Annotated in this window: 12 protein-coding genes and 1 riboswitch; of the genes, 8 read left to right on the top strand and 4 right to left on the bottom strand. The window is 72.2% G+C overall.

Annotated elements, in window-relative coordinates:
• Positions 1–232 precede the first annotated feature (232 nt).
• Both lanL and IMZ11_RS08205 read left to right on the top strand, forming a co-directional pair.
• Positions 233–2,902: a class IV lanthionine synthetase LanL gene (gene lanL, locus IMZ11_RS08210; protein WP_228639192.1), complete on the top strand. Its 2,670-nt coding sequence runs from the start codon at positions 233–235 to the stop codon at positions 2,900–2,902.
• A gap of 438 nt (positions 2,903–3,340) precedes the next feature.
• A complete protein-coding gene (locus tag IMZ11_RS08205; protein ID WP_228639190.1) occupies positions 3,341–5,314 on the top strand; it encodes an ABC transporter ATP-binding protein in 1,974 nt (657 codons plus the stop codon).
• A gap of 33 nt (positions 5,315–5,347) precedes the next feature.
• On the opposite strand, the gene IMZ11_RS08200 is transcribed toward IMZ11_RS08205, so the two are convergent.
• Positions 5,348–6,364: a DUF418 domain-containing protein gene (locus IMZ11_RS08200; RefSeq protein WP_228639188.1), complete on the bottom strand. Its 1,017-nt coding sequence runs from the start codon at positions 6,362–6,364 to the stop codon at positions 5,348–5,350.
• A 269-nt stretch (positions 6,365–6,633) separates the two neighbouring features.
• Between IMZ11_RS08200 and IMZ11_RS08195 the strand changes: the two genes are divergently transcribed.
• The 3 genes from IMZ11_RS08195 (at position 6,634) to IMZ11_RS08185 (ending at position 9,747) form a co-directional block, all read left to right on the top strand.
• Positions 6,634–7,803, top strand: coding sequence for a histidine kinase (locus tag IMZ11_RS08195; protein ID WP_228639186.1), 1,170 nt, complete (start codon positions 6,634–6,636; stop codon positions 7,801–7,803).
• On the top strand, positions 7,800–8,456 hold the full coding sequence (locus IMZ11_RS08190) for a response regulator transcription factor (RefSeq protein ID WP_228639183.1): 657 nt from the start codon (positions 7,800–7,802) through the stop codon (positions 8,454–8,456). Before IMZ11_RS08195 ends, IMZ11_RS08190 begins: the two co-directional genes overlap by 4 nt.
• A 208-nt stretch (positions 8,457–8,664) precedes the next feature.
• Positions 8,665–8,809, top strand: a riboswitch (cyclic di-AMP (ydaO/yuaA leader).
• 197 nt (positions 8,810–9,006) lie between these two features.
• Positions 9,007–9,747 (top strand): glycoside hydrolase family 25 protein, encoded by a 741-nt coding sequence (locus tag IMZ11_RS08185; protein ID WP_228639181.1) that lies wholly within the window; start codon positions 9,007–9,009, stop codon positions 9,745–9,747.
• 245 nt (positions 9,748–9,992) lie between these two features.
• Here the strand turns inward: IMZ11_RS08185 and IMZ11_RS08180 are convergent, their stop codons facing one another.
• The 3 genes from IMZ11_RS08180 to IMZ11_RS08170 all read right to left on the bottom strand — a co-directional run bounded on the left by IMZ11_RS08180 (position 9,993) and on the right by IMZ11_RS08170 (position 12,724).
• A complete protein-coding gene (locus IMZ11_RS08180; RefSeq protein WP_228639178.1) occupies positions 9,993–11,366 on the bottom strand; it encodes a hypothetical protein in 1,374 nt (457 codons plus the stop codon).
• A gap of 76 nt (positions 11,367–11,442) precedes the next feature.
• Positions 11,443–11,985, bottom strand: coding sequence for an RNA 2'-phosphotransferase (locus IMZ11_RS08175; protein WP_228639177.1), 543 nt, complete (start codon positions 11,983–11,985; stop codon positions 11,443–11,445).
• Positions 11,986–12,223: 238 nt separating this feature from the next.
• On the bottom strand, positions 12,224–12,724 hold the full coding sequence (locus IMZ11_RS08170) for a hypothetical protein (RefSeq protein WP_228639175.1): 501 nt from the start codon (positions 12,722–12,724) through the stop codon (positions 12,224–12,226).
• A gap of 53 nt (positions 12,725–12,777) precedes the next feature.
• Between IMZ11_RS08170 and IMZ11_RS08165 the strand changes: the two genes are divergently transcribed.
• From IMZ11_RS08165 to IMZ11_RS08155, 3 genes are all read left to right on the top strand, one after another.
• Positions 12,778–14,181 (top strand): cellulase family glycosylhydrolase, encoded by a 1,404-nt coding sequence (locus IMZ11_RS08165; RefSeq protein WP_228639173.1) that lies wholly within the window; start codon positions 12,778–12,780, stop codon positions 14,179–14,181.
• A gap of 75 nt (positions 14,182–14,256) precedes the next feature.
• On the top strand, positions 14,257–14,445 hold the full coding sequence (locus IMZ11_RS08160) for a hypothetical protein (RefSeq protein ID WP_228639170.1): 189 nt from the start codon (positions 14,257–14,259) through the stop codon (positions 14,443–14,445).
• Positions 14,442–17,264, top strand: a 2,823-nt coding sequence (locus tag IMZ11_RS08155) for a DUF6493 family protein (RefSeq protein ID WP_228639168.1), incomplete at its 3' end; no start/stop codon positions are given. The genes IMZ11_RS08160 and IMZ11_RS08155, both read left to right, overlap by 4 nt.

The raw sequence follows: 17,264 nt of genomic DNA, 5'->3' as shown, positions 1-17,264 counted from the left end.
GCGCTCCGCCGCCTCGAACGTGCGGGGGCCGGATCGCCGCACCCGTTCGTGTGCCGCAGCGTGGCAGAAGCGAGGTGAGAATGCGTTCGGAAATAGCGACGTACATGCTCTGACGTGGGTTCCGAGTACGCTACAAGTGAATTTCAAGGGCCATTTCAAGTGGATTTCAAGCGCTCCCTCGAAAAATCCCCCCGACAGCAGGAAGCAGGCTCCGCGAACAGGGGGAGTCGGATTGATAGCTCGCTCGGGTCACCCCGCCTTACTACGCGACATCGTCACCGCCGAACTCGCCCGCGCCGGCGCGGCCGGCTGGTCGATCAACGAGAACGACTCCTGGTGCCAGGTCACGCCGGACGCCTATCATATGCCCGACCAGGGCTGGAAGCTGCACGTTTCGGCGACGATGCTCTCCGCCCCCGTCGTGCTCTCCTGCGTTTCCGGGATTCTGGTTCAGGCCGGATGCGCCTTCAAGTTCCCCGTACGGCTGACCGAATACTGGAATTTCCTCGAACCTCACTGCAGTCGTGCGCAGGCCGGTAAATTCATCACCGTTTACCCGTGTGACGACGCCGAATCGGTACGGCTCGCCGCGCTGCTCGACGAGGCGACCCGCGGTCTTCCCGGCCCGGCGATCCTCTCCGACCTTCCATATCGGCCCGGCGGAATCGTGCATTACCGCTATGGCGCCTTCCGCGGGCACCGGGTGCTGGGGAACGACGGATTCTACGAAGTCCGGCTGCGGTCCCCGGCCGGGGAATTCGTGCTCGACGAACGGCGTCCGCGGTTCTCCCCGCCGCCGTTCGCGACCTGCCCGTTCGAACCGCCGCCGGCTCGACCGGCCGCGGCCTCGGTGCTCCTGAACGACCGGTTCATGGTGCGCCAGGCCGTACGGCACGCGAGCCGGGGCGGCGTGTACTACGCCGACGACACCGCGACCGGACGCGAGGTGGTCATCAAGGAAGGCCGGCCGAACGCGTGCGGCGATCTGCGCGGCGTCGACGCCGCCGGCCGGATCGCGGCCGAGCGTGTGCGGTTGCGGGAGATGGCGTCGAGCGGGATCGTGCCGGCCCTCGTGGACTTCTTCGAGCAGGGCGGGCACGCCTTCCTGGTCGAGGAACGCCTGCCCGGCGTCACGTTGCAGCGCTGGGTTCACCAGCACGTGGGGCCGCTCGGCGACACCGGGTTCGGCCTCGAAGCGGCGCGGGCGCTGCCTCTGGTCACCCGCCTCGTCGGCCTGCTCCGGGCGGCGCACGAGCGGGAACGGACACTCGGCGACTTCTCTCCGAACAACATCATGGTGCTGCCCGACGGCGAGCTGCGGCTCATCGACCTGGAGCACGCCGCCGCGCCGGGGGACATCGTTCTGGTCGGCGGCACCGCCGGATACCTGGCGCCCGAGCTCGCGGATCAGGTCGGGGAGCTCCGGCCCGTGCCGGGCGAGAGCGCCGACCGCTACAGCCTGGGCGCGATGGCGTACTTCTGCGCCGTCGGCGGACACCTGGAGCCGCCGGGCCTCGCCCGGGTCGCCGACGTCGCCACGGCCAATCCCACCCTGGCTTTGCTGCGCCCCCTCGTCGAGGGGCTGCTGGCGGCCGAGCCGGAGCGGCGCTGGTCGCTGGACGCCTGCGACCGGTTCCTGGCCGGGCTCACCCCGGGGCAGGCGGTCCCCGGGGCCGCGTCCCGGCCGCCCGGCAGGACCGCCCGGCTGACCGCCCGGCTGATCGACGACGGGCTCGCGCATCTGGTCGAGACGATGGACGCGAGCGAGGGCAGCCCGTCACCCTGGCCCAACGTCACCGACGGCATCGAGGCGGATCCGTGCTCGATCAACGGCGGCGCGGCGGGCATCCTGGGCGTGCTCACCCTGGCCATGCGGACGGCGCCGACCGGGGACGCGGTCGCCGCCCTCTGCCGGTGGCTGCGGCGGCGGCTGGAAGACGAGGACACCTGGCGGCCGGGCCTGTACTTCGGCCGCTCCGGAGCACTGTGGGCGCTTCACGACGCGGCGACCGCGACCGGCGACGCCGAGACGGCCACGTTCGCCGTACGGGCGGCGAGCCTGCTGCCGACCGAGACCCCCAGCCCGGACGTGACCCACGGGCTGGCCGGTTGTGGCATGGCGGTCCTGCACCTGGCGTCGCGGTCAGCCGATCCGGCCCTGCGGGAACGCGCCGAGCGGATCTTCCACAACCTGCACGAGGCACGGTCGTACCTGGACGGGTACCCCCAGTGGCCGACGCCGGACTCCTTCGACTCCGGGCTGGCCGGGGCGAACCACTTCGGCTTCGCGCACGGCATCGCCGGGATCGGCACCGCGCTGCTCCACGCGAGCCGCGCCCTCTCCCGGCCGGACTGGATGGCGACGGTGCACGAGATCGCCCGGACCTTCACCGCGTACGCCGACGTGGACGGGGACACCGCCTGGTGGCCGACCCTGCGCGACGAGCCGGAGACGGTACGGCCGCGCCGGCCGTACTGGTGCAGCGGCTCATCGGGAATCGGCACCTTCCTGGTGCGGTACTGGAAGGCCACCGGTGATCCGGTGTCCCTGGACCTGGCCCGCAAGGCGGCGACGGCCGTGCACCGTACCCGATGGCAGTCAGGGCCGGCGCCGTGCCACGGGCTGCCCGGCGACGGGGAGTTCCTCCTGGACCTCGCCGACCTGACCGGTGAGGACCGCTACCGCCGATGGGCGCTGGATCTGGCGGGCTGCCTGGAGCTCGGCGCGGTCGACCGCGCCGGCCGGCTGCTCGTCCCTGGCCCCTTCGGGGACTTCGTACCGACGTTCCTGGGAGGCACGGCGGGCACGCTCGCCTTCCTCCTCCGGCTGCGCCACCGCCACCCGCGGATGTGGCTGCCGGACGACACTCCGGGACTCGCCGCTTCCGACCTGGGGCGGTGACACAGAGACCGGGCCGTCCACAAGGGGGCCCGGCGGCTATGGAAGGGGAAGACCATGTCCTTCAACGTCGAGGACCTGCAGGCGCTGCCGGAGATCGAGGCCGGTGACAGGGAGGCCGTGCGGCTGACCAACTGCAGGACCACCACCGGCTGCACCTTCGAAGCCTGATCCCCATGGCCCCGCCCGCCCGTATGGGCGGGCGGGGCCATGCCCGTCTGCCTGGCGCGTATGGGCGGGCGGGGCCATGTCCGTCTGTCCGTCTGTCCGTCTGTCCGTCATCCACCCATCGTCCGCCCGCCATCGCCGTACCCGAAGGTTGCCCGACCTTCCCCGAGGTCCCGCTTCCCTGAGCTTCCCCGGGGTTGCCCGAAGTTCCCCGAAGTCCGCCGGGGTCCCCGAGGTCGCCCGAAGTTCCCCCAGACAAGGACAGGTGCCGCCGTGCCCGACAGCTCCGGCCCCGCCGCGGAGGCCACGCCGTACCCGCCCGCCTCCTCGGCGCCGAGGACCTGGCGCAGGGTCGCACGGTTGTTCCGGCCCCACCGGCCCGCCGTCCTGCTCGTCCTCGTGCTCGTCGCAGCCTTCTCCGCGTTCAACGCCGCCGTTCCGCTGCTGAGCCAGGTGGTCATCGACCGGGCGCTCTTCGGGCCCGGCGGCCCCGACCTTCCGCTGCTCGCCGGGCTCGCCGCGCTGGCGGCGGCCGCGGCCTGCGCGGTCGGCGCGGTGGATCTCGGACAGACCTGGGTGTCGGCCCGGACGGCGCAACGGGTGGTGCGTTCCCTGCGCGAGGAGATGTACGACCGCCTCCAGCGCATGCCCCTCGACTTCTTCGCCACGACAAAGGGCGGCGAGATCCAGTCGCGTCTGTCGGGCGACACGGCCCAGGTCGAGCACGCGATCAAGGACACACTTCCCGGCGTGCTCGCCGGCGTGCTGGGGTTCGTCGTGGCGGGCGTCGCGATGGTCGCGTTGTCCCCGCCGCTCGCCGGCGCGGCGGTGGTTCTCGCACCCGTCGCCTTCTGGGTGTCCTCCCGTTCGGGACGGGCACTCAAGAAGCTGTCCGGTGTCAGCCAGCAGGCCAGGGCGGAGCTGTCCTCGATCGCCGCGGAGCGACTGTCCCTGGGGGCCGTGATCCTGACCCGGGTGCACGGCAGGAGCGAGGACGAGCGTGCCGCCTTCGCGGCGGAGAGCGGCCGTCTCGCACGGCTGCAGGTGCGCTCGGGGTTGGCGGCCCAACTGGTGCTGAGCGTGGCGCATGTCTTCTTCGTGCTCACCCCCTACCTGGTGTTCCTGACGGCGGGGCTGACCCGCGAGATGACGCCCGGCACGCTTCTCGCCTTCATCGTGTTGCAGTCGAGGCTGTACCAGCCGCTGGGGCAGATCCTGCAGATCTCCGCCGAGCTGCGGTCCGTCCAGGGTGCCTTCGAGAGGGTCTTCGAGTACCTCGACCTACGGCCGGAGACGCGGGAACCGGAGGCGCGTGAACCGGAGGCGCGTGAACCGGAGGCGCGGAAACCGGAGATGCGGGAACCGGAGGCGTGTGAACCGGAGGCGTGTGAACCGGAGATCCACCGGCACGGGCCGGGCGCGATGGCCGTACAGGGCGTCGCCTTCAGCTACCCCGCCACGCGCGCTCCGGGCGGTGAACAGGGCGGTGAACAGCGCGGTGAACAGCGCGGTGAACAGGACGCTGAACAGGCGTGTGGACAGGGCCGCGAACCGGGCACTGATCACGGCCATGCGGCGCTGCGCGAGGTGGGCATCGACATCCCGGCCGGGTCCACCGTGCTGGTCGTCGGACCGAGCGGCTCCGGCAAGAGCACGCTCGGTCACCTGCTGGCCGGGCTGCGTCGCCCCACGGAGGGGGCGGTCGTGATCGACGGCACGGAGGTGCGGGGCCCGCTCCCCGGACGGCTCTGCATCGTGCCCCAGGACCCCTTCCTCTTTCAGGGCTCGGTCGCGGAGAACCTGCGGTACGCCGATCCCGGCGCCTCACCGGAGGAACTGGTACGCGTCTGCGAGATCACCCGGATCCATGAGCGGATCATGGCCCTTCCCGGCGGCTACGAGGCGCGGGTGGGGGAGCGCGGGGCGCTGTTCTCGGGTGGTGAGCGGCAACGCGTCGCGCTGGCGCGTGCCCTCCTGGCCGACGCCTCCGTGCTCGTACTGGACGAGGCGACCTCCGCGCTCGATCCGCTGACCGAGGCGGAGGTCGTCGAGGCGATACTGGCCGAGCGCAGGGGCCGGACCACCGTGGTGATCACTCACAGGTTCGGCGTCCTCGATTCCTTCGACACCGTCGTCGCGCTGGAGCGGGGCCGGGTGGCGGAGCAGGGCGCGCCCGGGGACCTGCGCGGTGAGCCGCACGGGTTGTACGCCCGGATGGTCCGCGCGCAGACGGGCGCCGCCCGCTGATCACGCGCCACCCGCTGACGCCACCCGAGCGGGTCAGGGGACGCGCATGGGTGGTCGGCGGGCCCAGGTGGCCCACCGCCAGAGCCATTCGAGGGGGCCCTGCCGGAATCGGCGCAGCCAGAGGGTGGACCACAGCCACTGGGCGGTGAGGATGACGGCGGCGATCAACAGCACCGTCGTCACGGACCAGCTTTCCGGCGGGCCGCCGAGAAGGTGACCGGCCGCCAGGGCGAGGAGCGTGGCGGTCAGGTAGTTGGTCAGCGCCATCCGGCCCAGCGGTGCGAAGACGGTCCGCAGCGCCGGTCGAAGCGGCGTCCTGAGCAGGACCAGCAGGGCGCACACGTACACGCCCGCGAGCAGCAGGCCCGCCCCGGCCATCAAGACGCTGAAGTCCGGGTCGCCGGATCGCGATCCGGCCTGCCACCACAGGACCGGCGCCGCCCCCGCCGCGAGGACCAGGCCCAGCACGGCCGGCACCCGGGTGGACCGCTCGATCCGGTAGATCACCCCGTACCGGGTCAGCGCCGAGCCCAGCAGGAACAGCCCGGGGACCAGCGCGAGGAAGCCGCCTCCGAGGATCAGCGACGTCGCGATGAGCGTGGCGGCGAGGCCGGCCACGGCCCACCGTGGCAGCCAGGTCGAGGGCAGCAGCACCAGCAGGCCGACGACGGCGTAGATCGTCAGGATGTCGCCGCGCCACAGCACGAACATGTGCACCAGCCCGATCGCGAGCAGCACCAGGAGTCGGCGCAGCAGGAGCAGTCGCGGGCGGGCGGCGCGGTCCGCGGCGGAGTCGAGCAGCAGCGAGAACCCGACACCGAACAGCAGGGAGAAGATCGGGAAGAAGCGCTGCTCGACGAGCAGCCCCATCCACGCCGCCCCCGTTGTCGCCGGCCCCTTCACGGCGATGACGCCGACGGCGTTTATCGGCTGGATGTTGGCCAGCAGGATCCCGCACAGCGCGAACCCGCGTACCACGTCGAGCGCGGCGATCCGCGGTCGGCCGTGGGAGGCCGTCGCGGTGCCTTCCCTGCCGTCGTCGTGGCGCACGCGGGAACGCCGGTCCCCTTGGTGGTGATCGGGCCGATGACCCGGCTCCACGGGATGTCCGGGTAGCGGTCGGTCAGAGCCTGGCGGCTGCCGCGGCGCCTGGTCGGGCCCTCCGCTTCCAGCACGGGAGGAAGAGTTTCCATGTGACATGGGGCCTCATCCTGCGGGTCCGGACGGGTGCGGGCATCGGCCGAAAGCGCGGTTCGCCGCCGCGAGGATCGTACTTTCGGCCGGTTCGGCGCGGGAAGAGATCTCATAGCCTCGACGATGTGAATGTGCGGGAGTGGGCCACCGGGCGGGCCGGGATCGCGGCCGACATCGGGCTCGGCGCGCTGTTCGCGGCGTTGCTCGCCTTCTGGGCGTCACGGATCGCGGAGAGCTGGGGCGGCGGCTACTGGTGGTTCGACTGCGCCGCCGGGGCGGTGGTGTGCGTGATCGCGATGGCGCGACGGCGCCACAGGGCGTGGGCGGCGGTCGCGGGCCTGGCCGTCGCGGCGGCGGCGATCCTGACCGCCCGGTTCGCGGCCCTGCCCGCCGAGCCCGGCCCCGCCATGGCCGTGGCCCTGTCCGTGCTCGTCGGCTCCGCGGTCAGAGCGCTCCCGGCCCTGACCGCCTGCGCCGTCGCGGCCGGAGGGTTCGCGGTGGTCCTCGGCAGCCTGTTCACCGCACACGCGCTCTCCTCCGGAATCCCGACGGTGACGGTGCTGAACGGCGCGGGATGGCTCTGCGCCCTCGTGATCGGGGTGGCCCCGCGGCTGTTCGACGCGCGACGGCGGGCCATCGCCGAGAAGGTACGCCGCGACGAGCGCCTGGCGCTGGCCAGGGAACTGCACGATGTCGTCGCCCACCACATCACCGGCATCGTGGTCCAGGCCCAGGCCGCCCAGCTTGTCGCCCGCAGGCACCCCGAGAAGGTGGACGGGTCCTTCGCGGGCATCGAGGCCGCCGGCTCCGACGCGCTGGCCGCGATGCGCCGGGTCGTGGGCCTGCTGCGCGACACCGACGACGCGGCCCCCGCCACGTCCGGCCCCGAGGGGCTCAGCGAGCTGGTCGAACGCTTCGACGGTCACGGTCACGGTCAGGGCCGGGTGGTCCACCTGCGGCTTCCCGACGACGACGACCGGTCGGGGTGGCCGCCCGAAGTGACCAGCACCGTCTACCGGGTCGTCCAGGAGTCGCTGACCAACGTCTCCCGCCACGCCCCGCAGGCTCGCTCGGTCACGGTCATCGTCGACCGAGATCGGGACGTCGTCACCGTCGAGGTCGTCGACGACGCGCCGCCTGGGCCGGCCCGCTACCACCACCGCGGGGGGTACGGCCTGGTCGGGATGCGCGAGCGCCTGGAGGCCCTCGGCGGCACGCTGGTCGCCGGGCCGCGTTCCGGGGCCGGCTGGTCCGTGCGCGCCACACTGCCCGTCGCCGCGCGGGAGCGCGGATGACCATCAGAGTCCTGGTGGCCGACGATCAGGCGATGATCCGTAGTGGCCTGCGGCTCATCCTGGAGGACCAGCCCGACATCAGCGTGGTCGCCGAGGCCGCGGACGGCGCCGAGGCGGTCGACCTGGCCCGGCGGCTGCGCCCGGACGTGTGCCTCGTGGACATCCGGATGCCCCGCCTCGACGGCATCGAGGTCACCCGCGCACTGGCAGGCCCGGGGGTGCCGGACCCGCTCCGGGTGGTCGTGGTCACCACCTTCGATCTCGACGAGTACGTTCACGGCGCGCTGCGCGGGGGAGCGGTCGGCTTCGTCCTGAAGGACGCCGGTCCCGCGCTGCTCGTCGAGGCCGTCAGGGCCGCGAACGCCGGGGACGCCCTGATCTCGCCGTCGGTCACCCTGCGCCTGCTGCGCCACCTCACGGCCGCCGGAGTCCCGGCCGCACGCGGGCCCGCGCGGCCGCTGTCCGAACGGGAGACCGAGGTCGTCCGGGCCATCGCCAGGGGCCGTACCAACCAGGAGATCGCCGCCGAGCTGTTCATCTCGCTGAGCACCGTGAAGAGCCACCTGTCCGGCATCCAGGCGAAGCTCGGGGTGCGCAACCGGGTGGAGATCGCCGCCTGGGCCTGGGAGAACCGCATGATGGGCGGCGGGTAGCGCGGGCGAGGAGCCCACGAGGTTCCCTGCCTGACCGGCGGTTGACCTGGCCGGGTAAAGAATCCTTTGTCCTGTTTGTCACTTTATGTCGGTATGTGTACCTTGAGTCCACTATCGGAGTACGTACCGACGACTGAGTCGTCACCTGTGTTGCCGTTTCGTTGCCCGGACCGTGCGTCGCCGGCGGGAAATCTTTCCCGTCTTGACGGCGCGTGGGCCGCCTCATCCGCTCCCAGCGGAGCCGGGGACCCATCTCCCGGGGTGAATCGACACGCCAGCCCGCGCTGCGTGCCGTAGGGCACTTCCCCGCCCGAACCCGTCAGCTGACCCGGTAGGCGGCATGGAAGCAAGGAGTCGATCCCTTCATGCCCACGCATCGACCTGCCCCTTCTTCGAAGAACCCCGGCCGGCGCCGTCTGGCCGTGGGGTAGAACACGCCGCCCTCCGCGGGGGGACCGGGTGCGACGGCGCGTGACCCTGACACCCGCTCACCACGCGGACCCCACTCCCCACGGCAGTCCCCAAGCAATGCCTCATAGGAGAAACCAGCATGTCCCTCACCCGTACGTTCCGAGTTCTGACCGCGACCGGTCTCCTGGTCACCGTGTCCGCCACCGCCGCCCTGGTCCTGTCCAGCCCGGCGCACTCCACCCCGGACGGCCCCGCCCCCGCCGCCCAGGCGGCCGAGGGGAAGGCCCCGCCGCTCATCTACGGCGAGGACGTCTCCGGCCACGAGCCCACGCATGACTGGAGCTCCAGCCCGGCCCACTTCGGCATCGTCAAGGCCACCGAGGGCCTGACCTGGCGCGACGACTCCTTCGCCCGGCACTGGCGCGAGCTGGGCAAGAAGGGCATCGTCCGCGGCGCCTACCACTTCGCCCGCACCTACAACGACCCCATCGCCGAAGCCGACCACTTCCTGTCGGTGGTGAACGCGCAGCCCAGCAAGCCCGGCGACCTGCTGGTGCTCGACCTGGAGACCTCCGACGGCCGGTCCGTCTCCCACGTCAACAAGTGGGCCAAGACCTGGCTGGCCTACGTGAAGAAGAAGACCGGCGCGACGCCGCTGATCTACACCGGCTGGAACTTCGCGGAGACCTACGGCCGCGGGCTGTCCGAGTACCCCCTGTGGGTGGCGCACTACAGCAAGGCCAAGGGTGCGGTCACCCCGCCCGCCGACTGGAAGAGCTGGGCCATCCACCAGTACACCGAGACGCCGATCGACCAGAACGTCTCCGCGTTGACCGCCGACCAGCTGCGCGCCCTGGGCCGCCCCGCCGCCAAGGCGTAGCCGACCCGGCTTCCGCCCGCCGTCCTCCGTACGGGACTGAACGGCCGTCCCGAATGCGGAATCGGCGAGCGGAAGCACCGGGCGCCTCGACCAGAGCGTCCTGTCGTCATAGTGGGCGGATGGCGGCGTTCGACGGTCCAGGCGACCGGATCAAGCGCATCTGGACGGTTCGCAACCCCGAGAAGCTCTGGCCTTGGACGGTGGGGCCACGGCACCAGCCAGTGCCCCTCCCGTCGATCTTCTCGTCACGGCTCGGCCAGTGGGATGATCCTGCGGTACTTGCCGCCGGCCGACCGCTCGGGTGGCTCTTCGGCGCGCTCGAGCGTGATGTGGTCGACCTTGTGCTCGGTCAGCAAGTGAGCGATCTCGTCACGCACCGTCTGCCACACGCGGTCGGGGTCGGTGCCGTCCGCGGGCTTCAGGCGCACCCGCAGCGTGGTGGGCGTCGTCTGGACGAGCTGGAACTGCTCGATGCCGGGAAGACGGCCCAGCAAGGTGCCGAAGGCCATGGGGGAGATGCCGATGTGCTCGCCGCGGCCGGTGGGGAAGGAAAGCATCTCGGCCGCGCGGCCCTGCACCTGAACAGCGGGTAGTGGGCTGCCGCACGGACAGGGGTCGGGACGCAGCAGGACGTTGTCGCCCAGGTCGTAGCGCAGGATCGGCTGGGCCCGGTTGGCGAGGTTGCTCAGCAGGACCGTGTGTGACGGCTGACCAGGGGGGACAGGCCGGTAGTCGGCGTCGACCGGCTCCAGCACGGCCCAGTCGCTGTTGACGTGAAGCCAGTTGTGCGCGCAGCCGTACGAGAGGAAGCCGCACTCTGTGGCGGCGTAGGCGGAGCGGATCCCGGCGTGGAACGCGTCGGCGATCCGGGTACGGTTCTCTGCCGTCAGCGCTTCACCACCGGCGATGATCACCCCTGGGCGGATGCGCAGGCGGCCGGCTTCCTGCTCCCCGGCCAACAGCCCGAGCATGCCCGCGAAGCCGGTGAGGGAGCTGGGGTTGTATCGGTTGAGCTCGGCGGCCAGTTCCGGCAGCGGCTGGTGTATCGAGAATTCTCGCAGCATCCAGCTGAGCCGTGGGTGGTCCCGGCGGAACCGCGCCGCCCCGGCGACGGTGGCGAAGTGGCCGCCGGGTGCGGAGACGATCGCGGTACGGCCGGCGCCGCGCAGGAGACGGATGACCTGGCCGATGCCCAGCCCACCGCGGGCGCGCTGCCCGACGGCGGTGTGCACGGCCACACTCCGCTCGTCCAGCAGAAAGATGCCGCGCAGCCCGCTGGTGCCGGAGGTGGTGACCAGGAGATACCGCCCCTGAAACCGCTCACCCACGAGTGTGGGGTCGTCCACGAACGCCCGGGCCTTCTCGAGCGTCACATTCCGGTCGGTGACCCAGTCGTCGAAGCGGGCCATCAGCGTCTTCTTGTCGGTGACCGGGAGTAGCGCCGGGTCGTCGACCTCTTCCGGTAGCTCCCGGTACAACTCGCGGAAGTACGGCGAGTGGGCGCGGGCGTAGGCCACGATCTCGGTCAAACGGGCGCGTTGCCGCTGCGCGATCGCCGCGGGACCCTGCCGCACAGTGCGTCGTGCGTCACGGGCGAGCTGTCGCGCGTTCTCCGTCATGATGGGCTGTTCCTTCCCTCGATGAGCGGACGCCGGTTGTGTCGGATCATCCCATTCGGCGTGGATCGTCGGCGTGCTAGCCGGGGAAACGGATGAAGGCGGTCGGGACGTGGTCGACCAGCCACACGCCGTTCGCGCTGACGCGGAACTCGTGTCCCGCCGCCCGCATCGCGGCGGCGTCCACCGTCAGCGCGACCGGCCTGCCCCGGCGTGCTCCGACCCTCGTCGCCGTCTCCCGGTCGGGGGACAGGTGGACGTGATGACGGCTCATCGGCCGCAGGCCCTCGGCCCGGATCGCGGCCACATTCCGCGCGACCGTGCCGTGATAGAGGAGTGCGGGCGGCGTGGTCACCGGCAGATCGAGGTCGACGGAGACGGAGTGGCCCTGACTGGCCCGGATCCGTTCCCCCTGGATCACGTACCGTCGCTTGTCGTTGTCCGCGACGACCCGCTCCAGCTCCGCTCGCGAGATCGGGAACCCGTGCGCGGCCGAGGCGGCCAGCAGCGCCTCGACGTCCACCCAGCCGTTCGCGTCCAGCTCGATGCCGATCCGCTCCGGCTGGTGCCGCAGGTGCTTCGCCAGATACTTCGAGACCCACACCAGGCGCCGTTCGTCCATCGTGTCCTCGCCAGATCGTGGCCGGAGCAATGTTCCGGTGCCGGGGGTGACCATCGGGCGGGCCGGAGACGCCCGGAGTGCCCTTCTCGATCCTCGCACCGTACGCGCGCGCGGACGGATGGCGCACACCGTTTTCCCTTCGGGCCGATCACGCCCGTTTTCCTTCGGGCCGGTCACGCCCGCGAAGCGCGACACGCTGCTCCGGAAGCGGTGCCGGGAACCGCTCGCCGCGGACCTCTCAGAGCGATGACGCCGTGATCGGCTCGCCCGCCTCTGTCGGAGGCGAGGGCACATGCTCTCTGCGGCGCGGCAGGGCGGCCAGCCCGGCGAGCCAGCCGAGAGCGACCCCCCACACCAGCCCCGTGACCAGCGCTCCCACCACGTATCCGGCGTAGGCGCCGAGGCTCGCGGACGCCGTCTGCGCCAGCACGACGCCCCGCAGCAGGTCGGCGAGCACGGCACCGGCCAGGAACGCGCCCCACGTTCTCCAGAAGCCGCCGCGTGCGAGGGCCACCAAGGCGACGAGCACGAGCGCCGCCGCGCTGTCGGTGAGCGCGATGAGCCACGTCGTCTCGCCGACAGGGAGGAACCGCAGGCCGGGGAGCCCGGACGGCAGGCCGAGCGCGGCGGGCACGGCCAGGTAGCCGACCCGGGTGACCAGCGAGACGCCGAACAGGCCGAACGCGGTGACGATCAGCAGGGTGACGATCGCAGGCAGACTGTTGCGAGCATGGCTCATGTTCGGCATGCTAGCCGCGTCCACGTTTCCGGCGGAAGCCCCACGGAGATCAGATGAAGAGAACTCGGTGGATCGTGTCCCTCGCCGCGGTGGCCGTCCTGGTCGGCGGCGTGCTCTCGGCGACCAGGAACGCGCCGGAGTCGAGCACCCGCTTCATCACCGACGATCAGGGCAGAGCGCTCATCCTGCGCGGGTTCAACACGGCGGGCAGCGCCAAGAGCACCCCGGACGCCCTGCCCGAGCTCACCGAGGCGGACATCGACCGCGAGTACGGGGGCATGGGGACGAACTTCGTCCGCTTCCTCATCCAGTGGCGCGCGGTGGAACCCCAGCCCGGCGTCTATGACGCGAAATATCTGGACAAGGTGGCCGAGCGGGTCCGCTGGTACGGCAAGCGTGGGTACCACGTCCTGCTGGACATGCATCAGGACCTGTGGGGCAGCGGCATCACCCCGACCGGCACCGCGGGCAACGGCGCCCCCGTGTGGGCGACCCACCTCGACGGGCTCCCGGTCGGCACCGACCAGCCCACCTGGGAGATGTACTACCTGGAGCCGGGAGTCATCCGCGCCTTCGACCACTTCTGGAACACCACGGGCGAGCACCCGGAACTGATGGACCACTACGCCAAGGCGTGGAAGGCGGTCGCCGCCAGGTTCAGGGACGATCCCGCGGTCCTCGGCTACGACCTGATGAACGAGCCGTGGGGCGGCTCCGTCCAGGGCCCGCAGTTCGAGACCGGCCCCCTGGCCGCCCTCTACCGCAGGTCGATCGCCGAGATCCGGTCCGTGGACCGGGACAGCTGGATCTTCCTGGAGCCGCAGGCGGTGGGTGTCAACTGGGGCCTGCCCTCGGCGCTCCCGTACTTCGACGACCCCCGGGACGGACAGCCCCGCATCGCCTTCGCCCCGCACCTGTACCCGCTGCCCCTCGACCTGGGCGAGGACTACACCGCGGGGTCCAAGGAATGGATCGACCGCACGCTCGGCTGGTGGCGGGAGAACGTGCTGCGCACGGCGGACCGGCTCCGCGCCCCGGTGCTGCTGGGCGAGTTCGGCCTGGACATGTCCAGGCCCGGCGCGAGCGACCTGGTGGACCGGGTCGTCCGGCTCGGCGAGCGGTCGGGCATGGGCATGGCGTACTGGTCCAGGGACCCCGGAACCTGGGGACCGTACGACGAGGGCGGCAGGGCCACACCCTTGGTCGCCGCCTACGCCAGGCCCTACCCGCGGGCGATCGGCGGCGTCCCGGTGAGCATCGACTCCGACCAGCGCTCACTGACCCTGACCTTCGACGGCGACGACACCGGCCCGACCGAGATCTACCTGCCCGCAGCCGGCTTCCCCGACGGGGGCAGGGCCTCGGAAGGCGAGGCCACCTGGGACGCGGCCAGGCGCATCCTGACCGTCACGACCAGGACGTCCGGGCGGATCACCCTCACGATCACCCCCACGTAGTGGGACGGCTGCCGCTCGTCCGGTCCAGACGGCCCTCGGGCGGTTTTGTCGGAGACGATCTCTAGCGTCTGCGGCATGACGACTGCGACGCAGGCGTGTACCTACGTCTGCCCCTCCACGCTCGCCGGATCCCCGCCGGGACTGTCCGCCTCCGGCGGCCGCGCGCTGCCGCTCTCCCACGCTCTCCCGCGCCTCTTCGACGGCCCGGCGACCGCCGTCGCGGCCCGGATCGCCGCCCGCGCCGCCGCGGAGGTGGCCGCGTGAGCTCCTGGGAGAGCGTCCGGGAGGCCATCGCCCGCGGCGACGCCGCACGAACGGCGGCCGAGGTGCTGCGCCTCGACGCGGCGGGATGCCGCGAGGTGGCCCGCGAGTTGCCCGGCCACATCGGCTCCGCCAGGAAGGACGCCCAGGAACGCTACGAGCGCCGCCAGGCCGAGGCGAGCCGGGCCGAGGAGCGGGCCATGAAGGCGTTCGTCCGCGCGGAGACGGCCCGGGGCCTCTCCAGCGACGAAGCGCACGAGAGCTGGTGGTCGGGGGAGCGTTTGCGCCGACACGACCACTGGGTCGACTGGAGTGAGCGCGAGAACTGGATCGAGCCCATGCGGGTCGCCGGCGCGGGCACGCTCGGCGGTGCGGCGGCCGTCGCGACCTGGCTCTACCGGAGAGACTTCGCCCGCTGGCGGACGGAGGCCGACCTCGGCCCGCTGCTGACGGTCATCGCCACCCGCCCGCCGGAGTGGCAGGCCGACCTCGCCGTCCGGCTGGCTCTGCGCCTGCGCGGCAGCCGGGCACAGGCCAGGGACGACAGCGCGGAACTGGCGCTGGAACTGCTGCGCCGCACCGGAGCCGTCCCGCCCGACCATGATCCGCTCGTGGTCGCCTGGGTATCCACCCCGCCCGACCTGGAGCGCGACCCGCTGACCGAGCACCTGGTCCCCCGGATCTTCACGGCCGAGGGCGTGGGCCGGGCGCTGCGAGAGGACCGGCTCGACCCGCCCGAATGGGCCCGGAACGGGCACTCCTGGCTGCGTTCGCTCCGCGACCTGGCCGACGCGGGCCGGGTCAGCCGTGACCTGCTGGTCGACGGTTGCGTCCGGCGGTTCCTGCTCGGCGGCGGTGCCGCCGACCTGCGCTTCTTCGCCCGCCTGCACGACCTGCTCGACCCGGCTCCCGGCCCGGAACGCTCCCGCGACTATCTGCGGCTGTTGCCCGCCGCGCCGGGGCCGGTGGCCGAGCTGGCACTGAGGCGACTACGCCCCGCCGGCGGCCTGACCGGCGACGAGGTCAACGAGGCGGTGGAGGCGCTGCTGTTCCGCCCCGAGGGCAAGCTGGTGCGTGCCGGGCTGACCCTGCTCGACCAGGCGGCTCGCGACGCCGGCGGCGATCTCGACCATCTGGCGCCCGCTCTCGCCTCGGCGTTCCTGTCCATGTCGTACGAGGTCCAGGAGCGATCGGTACGGCTGGCCGTCAAGCACGCCGGACGCTTCTCGCCGGTCGGCGCCGAAGCCGTGCGCGAGGCGGCGACCATGCTGCCCGCGGACCTGGCGGCGCGGCTGTCCGAGGCGTACGGCGAGGTGGACTCGTCGCCGGTGGAGGCCGACGACTTCCAGGCCGTCCCGCTCCCGTCGTTCGAGGCGCCCGCCCGTGAGCCGTTCCCTCCGGCGCTCGACGACCTGGCCGGCACGTACGGCCGGCTGCGCGACGGCGTCGCCTTCGAACGCTGGCTCGACGGCTTCGTTCGCTACCCGGAGGCCAGGAAGGCGCCGCGCGGCCGGGACGGCCGGGACGACCGGGACAAGCTGTACGGCCACCGCCACTGGTCCCACCTCGGACAATGGACCGAGGCCCTGCTGCGCGAGGCCGCCTTCCCCGGGCAGGAACCGCCCGTTCCCGAGGAGCGCGAGGAGCAGGAGGAGCCGGAGAAGCCGGAGGAGCAGGAGGAGCCGAAGGAACCGCGTGACCGGCTGCCCGACCCGCGTACCGTCTCACCGCCGCACCGGGCCATGCTGCTGCGCTGCGCCGAGATCCACGCCGCCCTGAAAGCCGGGGCGCTCCCTCCGTACCTGCTGGCCACCCCGACCCTCACCTCGGGCCACCTCGACCCCGCCGAGCTGGTCACCCGCCTGGAGGGCTACGAACGGGCGGGCCTGCGGGCGCTGCCCGCCGACCTGCAGCAGGCGCTGCTGCGCCTGCCCCGGGAGGTCGATCCCGCCGTGACGGACCGCGCGGGGAGGTTGACCTCCGAGGCGGGGGCCACGCTGGCGCGCTGGCTGAAGGAACGGCCCGAGCCCGAGACGCGCGTGGACTGGTCTCACGCCAACGGCGACTACACCCACGACCAGCAGCCGGGAAGGCACACCCCCACGCTGCACCCCCGCATCCGGCTGGAGCCGACGGGACTGGCACTGGTCGACGCGCTCCTGGCCGACCCGCCCTCATCCCGCTGGGAAGAGCACGGCGCCTACATGTCGCACTGGCGGCTCCTGCTGCCCTCGGACCGGGAGGCGGTGGCCATGCATCTCCTGCCGCACCTGCTCGACGCCTGGGACCGGCCCGGCCACTTCCACCAGTACGTGGCCGAGCTGTTCCACCAGGACGGGCCGGCCGGTGAGGGGCTGGCGTTGCTGGTCGCCGCCCTGCTGGCCGAGCGCGGCTGGTTCCAGTCACCTGAACGCGGCGAGGACCTGCTGCTGCGGGCGGCCGCCGACGGCAGCCTGTCCGCCGTGGAGTGCGGCAGGCAGCTCGGCCTCACCCTTCGCCGGGCCTCCGCCAAGCTGAGCCACGTGACGTCGTCTCTGGAGGACTGCGCGAGGAAGGGCGCGCACCGGGAGGTGTGGCAGATCATGACCGGCTTGCTGCCCGTCTACCTGCCGGGGCCGGGTGAGCGCCCGCACTCCGGCCACACCCAGGCGCTCACCTTCGCCGTCGAGGCCGCCCGCTGGGCGGACGCGCGCGGCACGATCCCGATGATCGCCGAGATCGCCGCGCGCAAGGTCACGAGCGGATTCGTCCGTACGGCCCGGCGCCTGCACCAGCGGCTCGCTCCGAGTCGGGAGCCGGAGGGACAGGGGGAGATCCGGGGG

Source organism: Microtetraspora sp. AC03309 (assembly GCF_020826795.1).
Taxonomy (GTDB): Bacteria; Actinomycetota; Actinomycetes; order Streptosporangiales; family Streptosporangiaceae; genus Microtetraspora; species Microtetraspora glauca.
The sequence above is the reverse complement of the archived record's forward strand: the minus strand, read 5'-3'. Positions and strand labels throughout refer to the sequence as shown.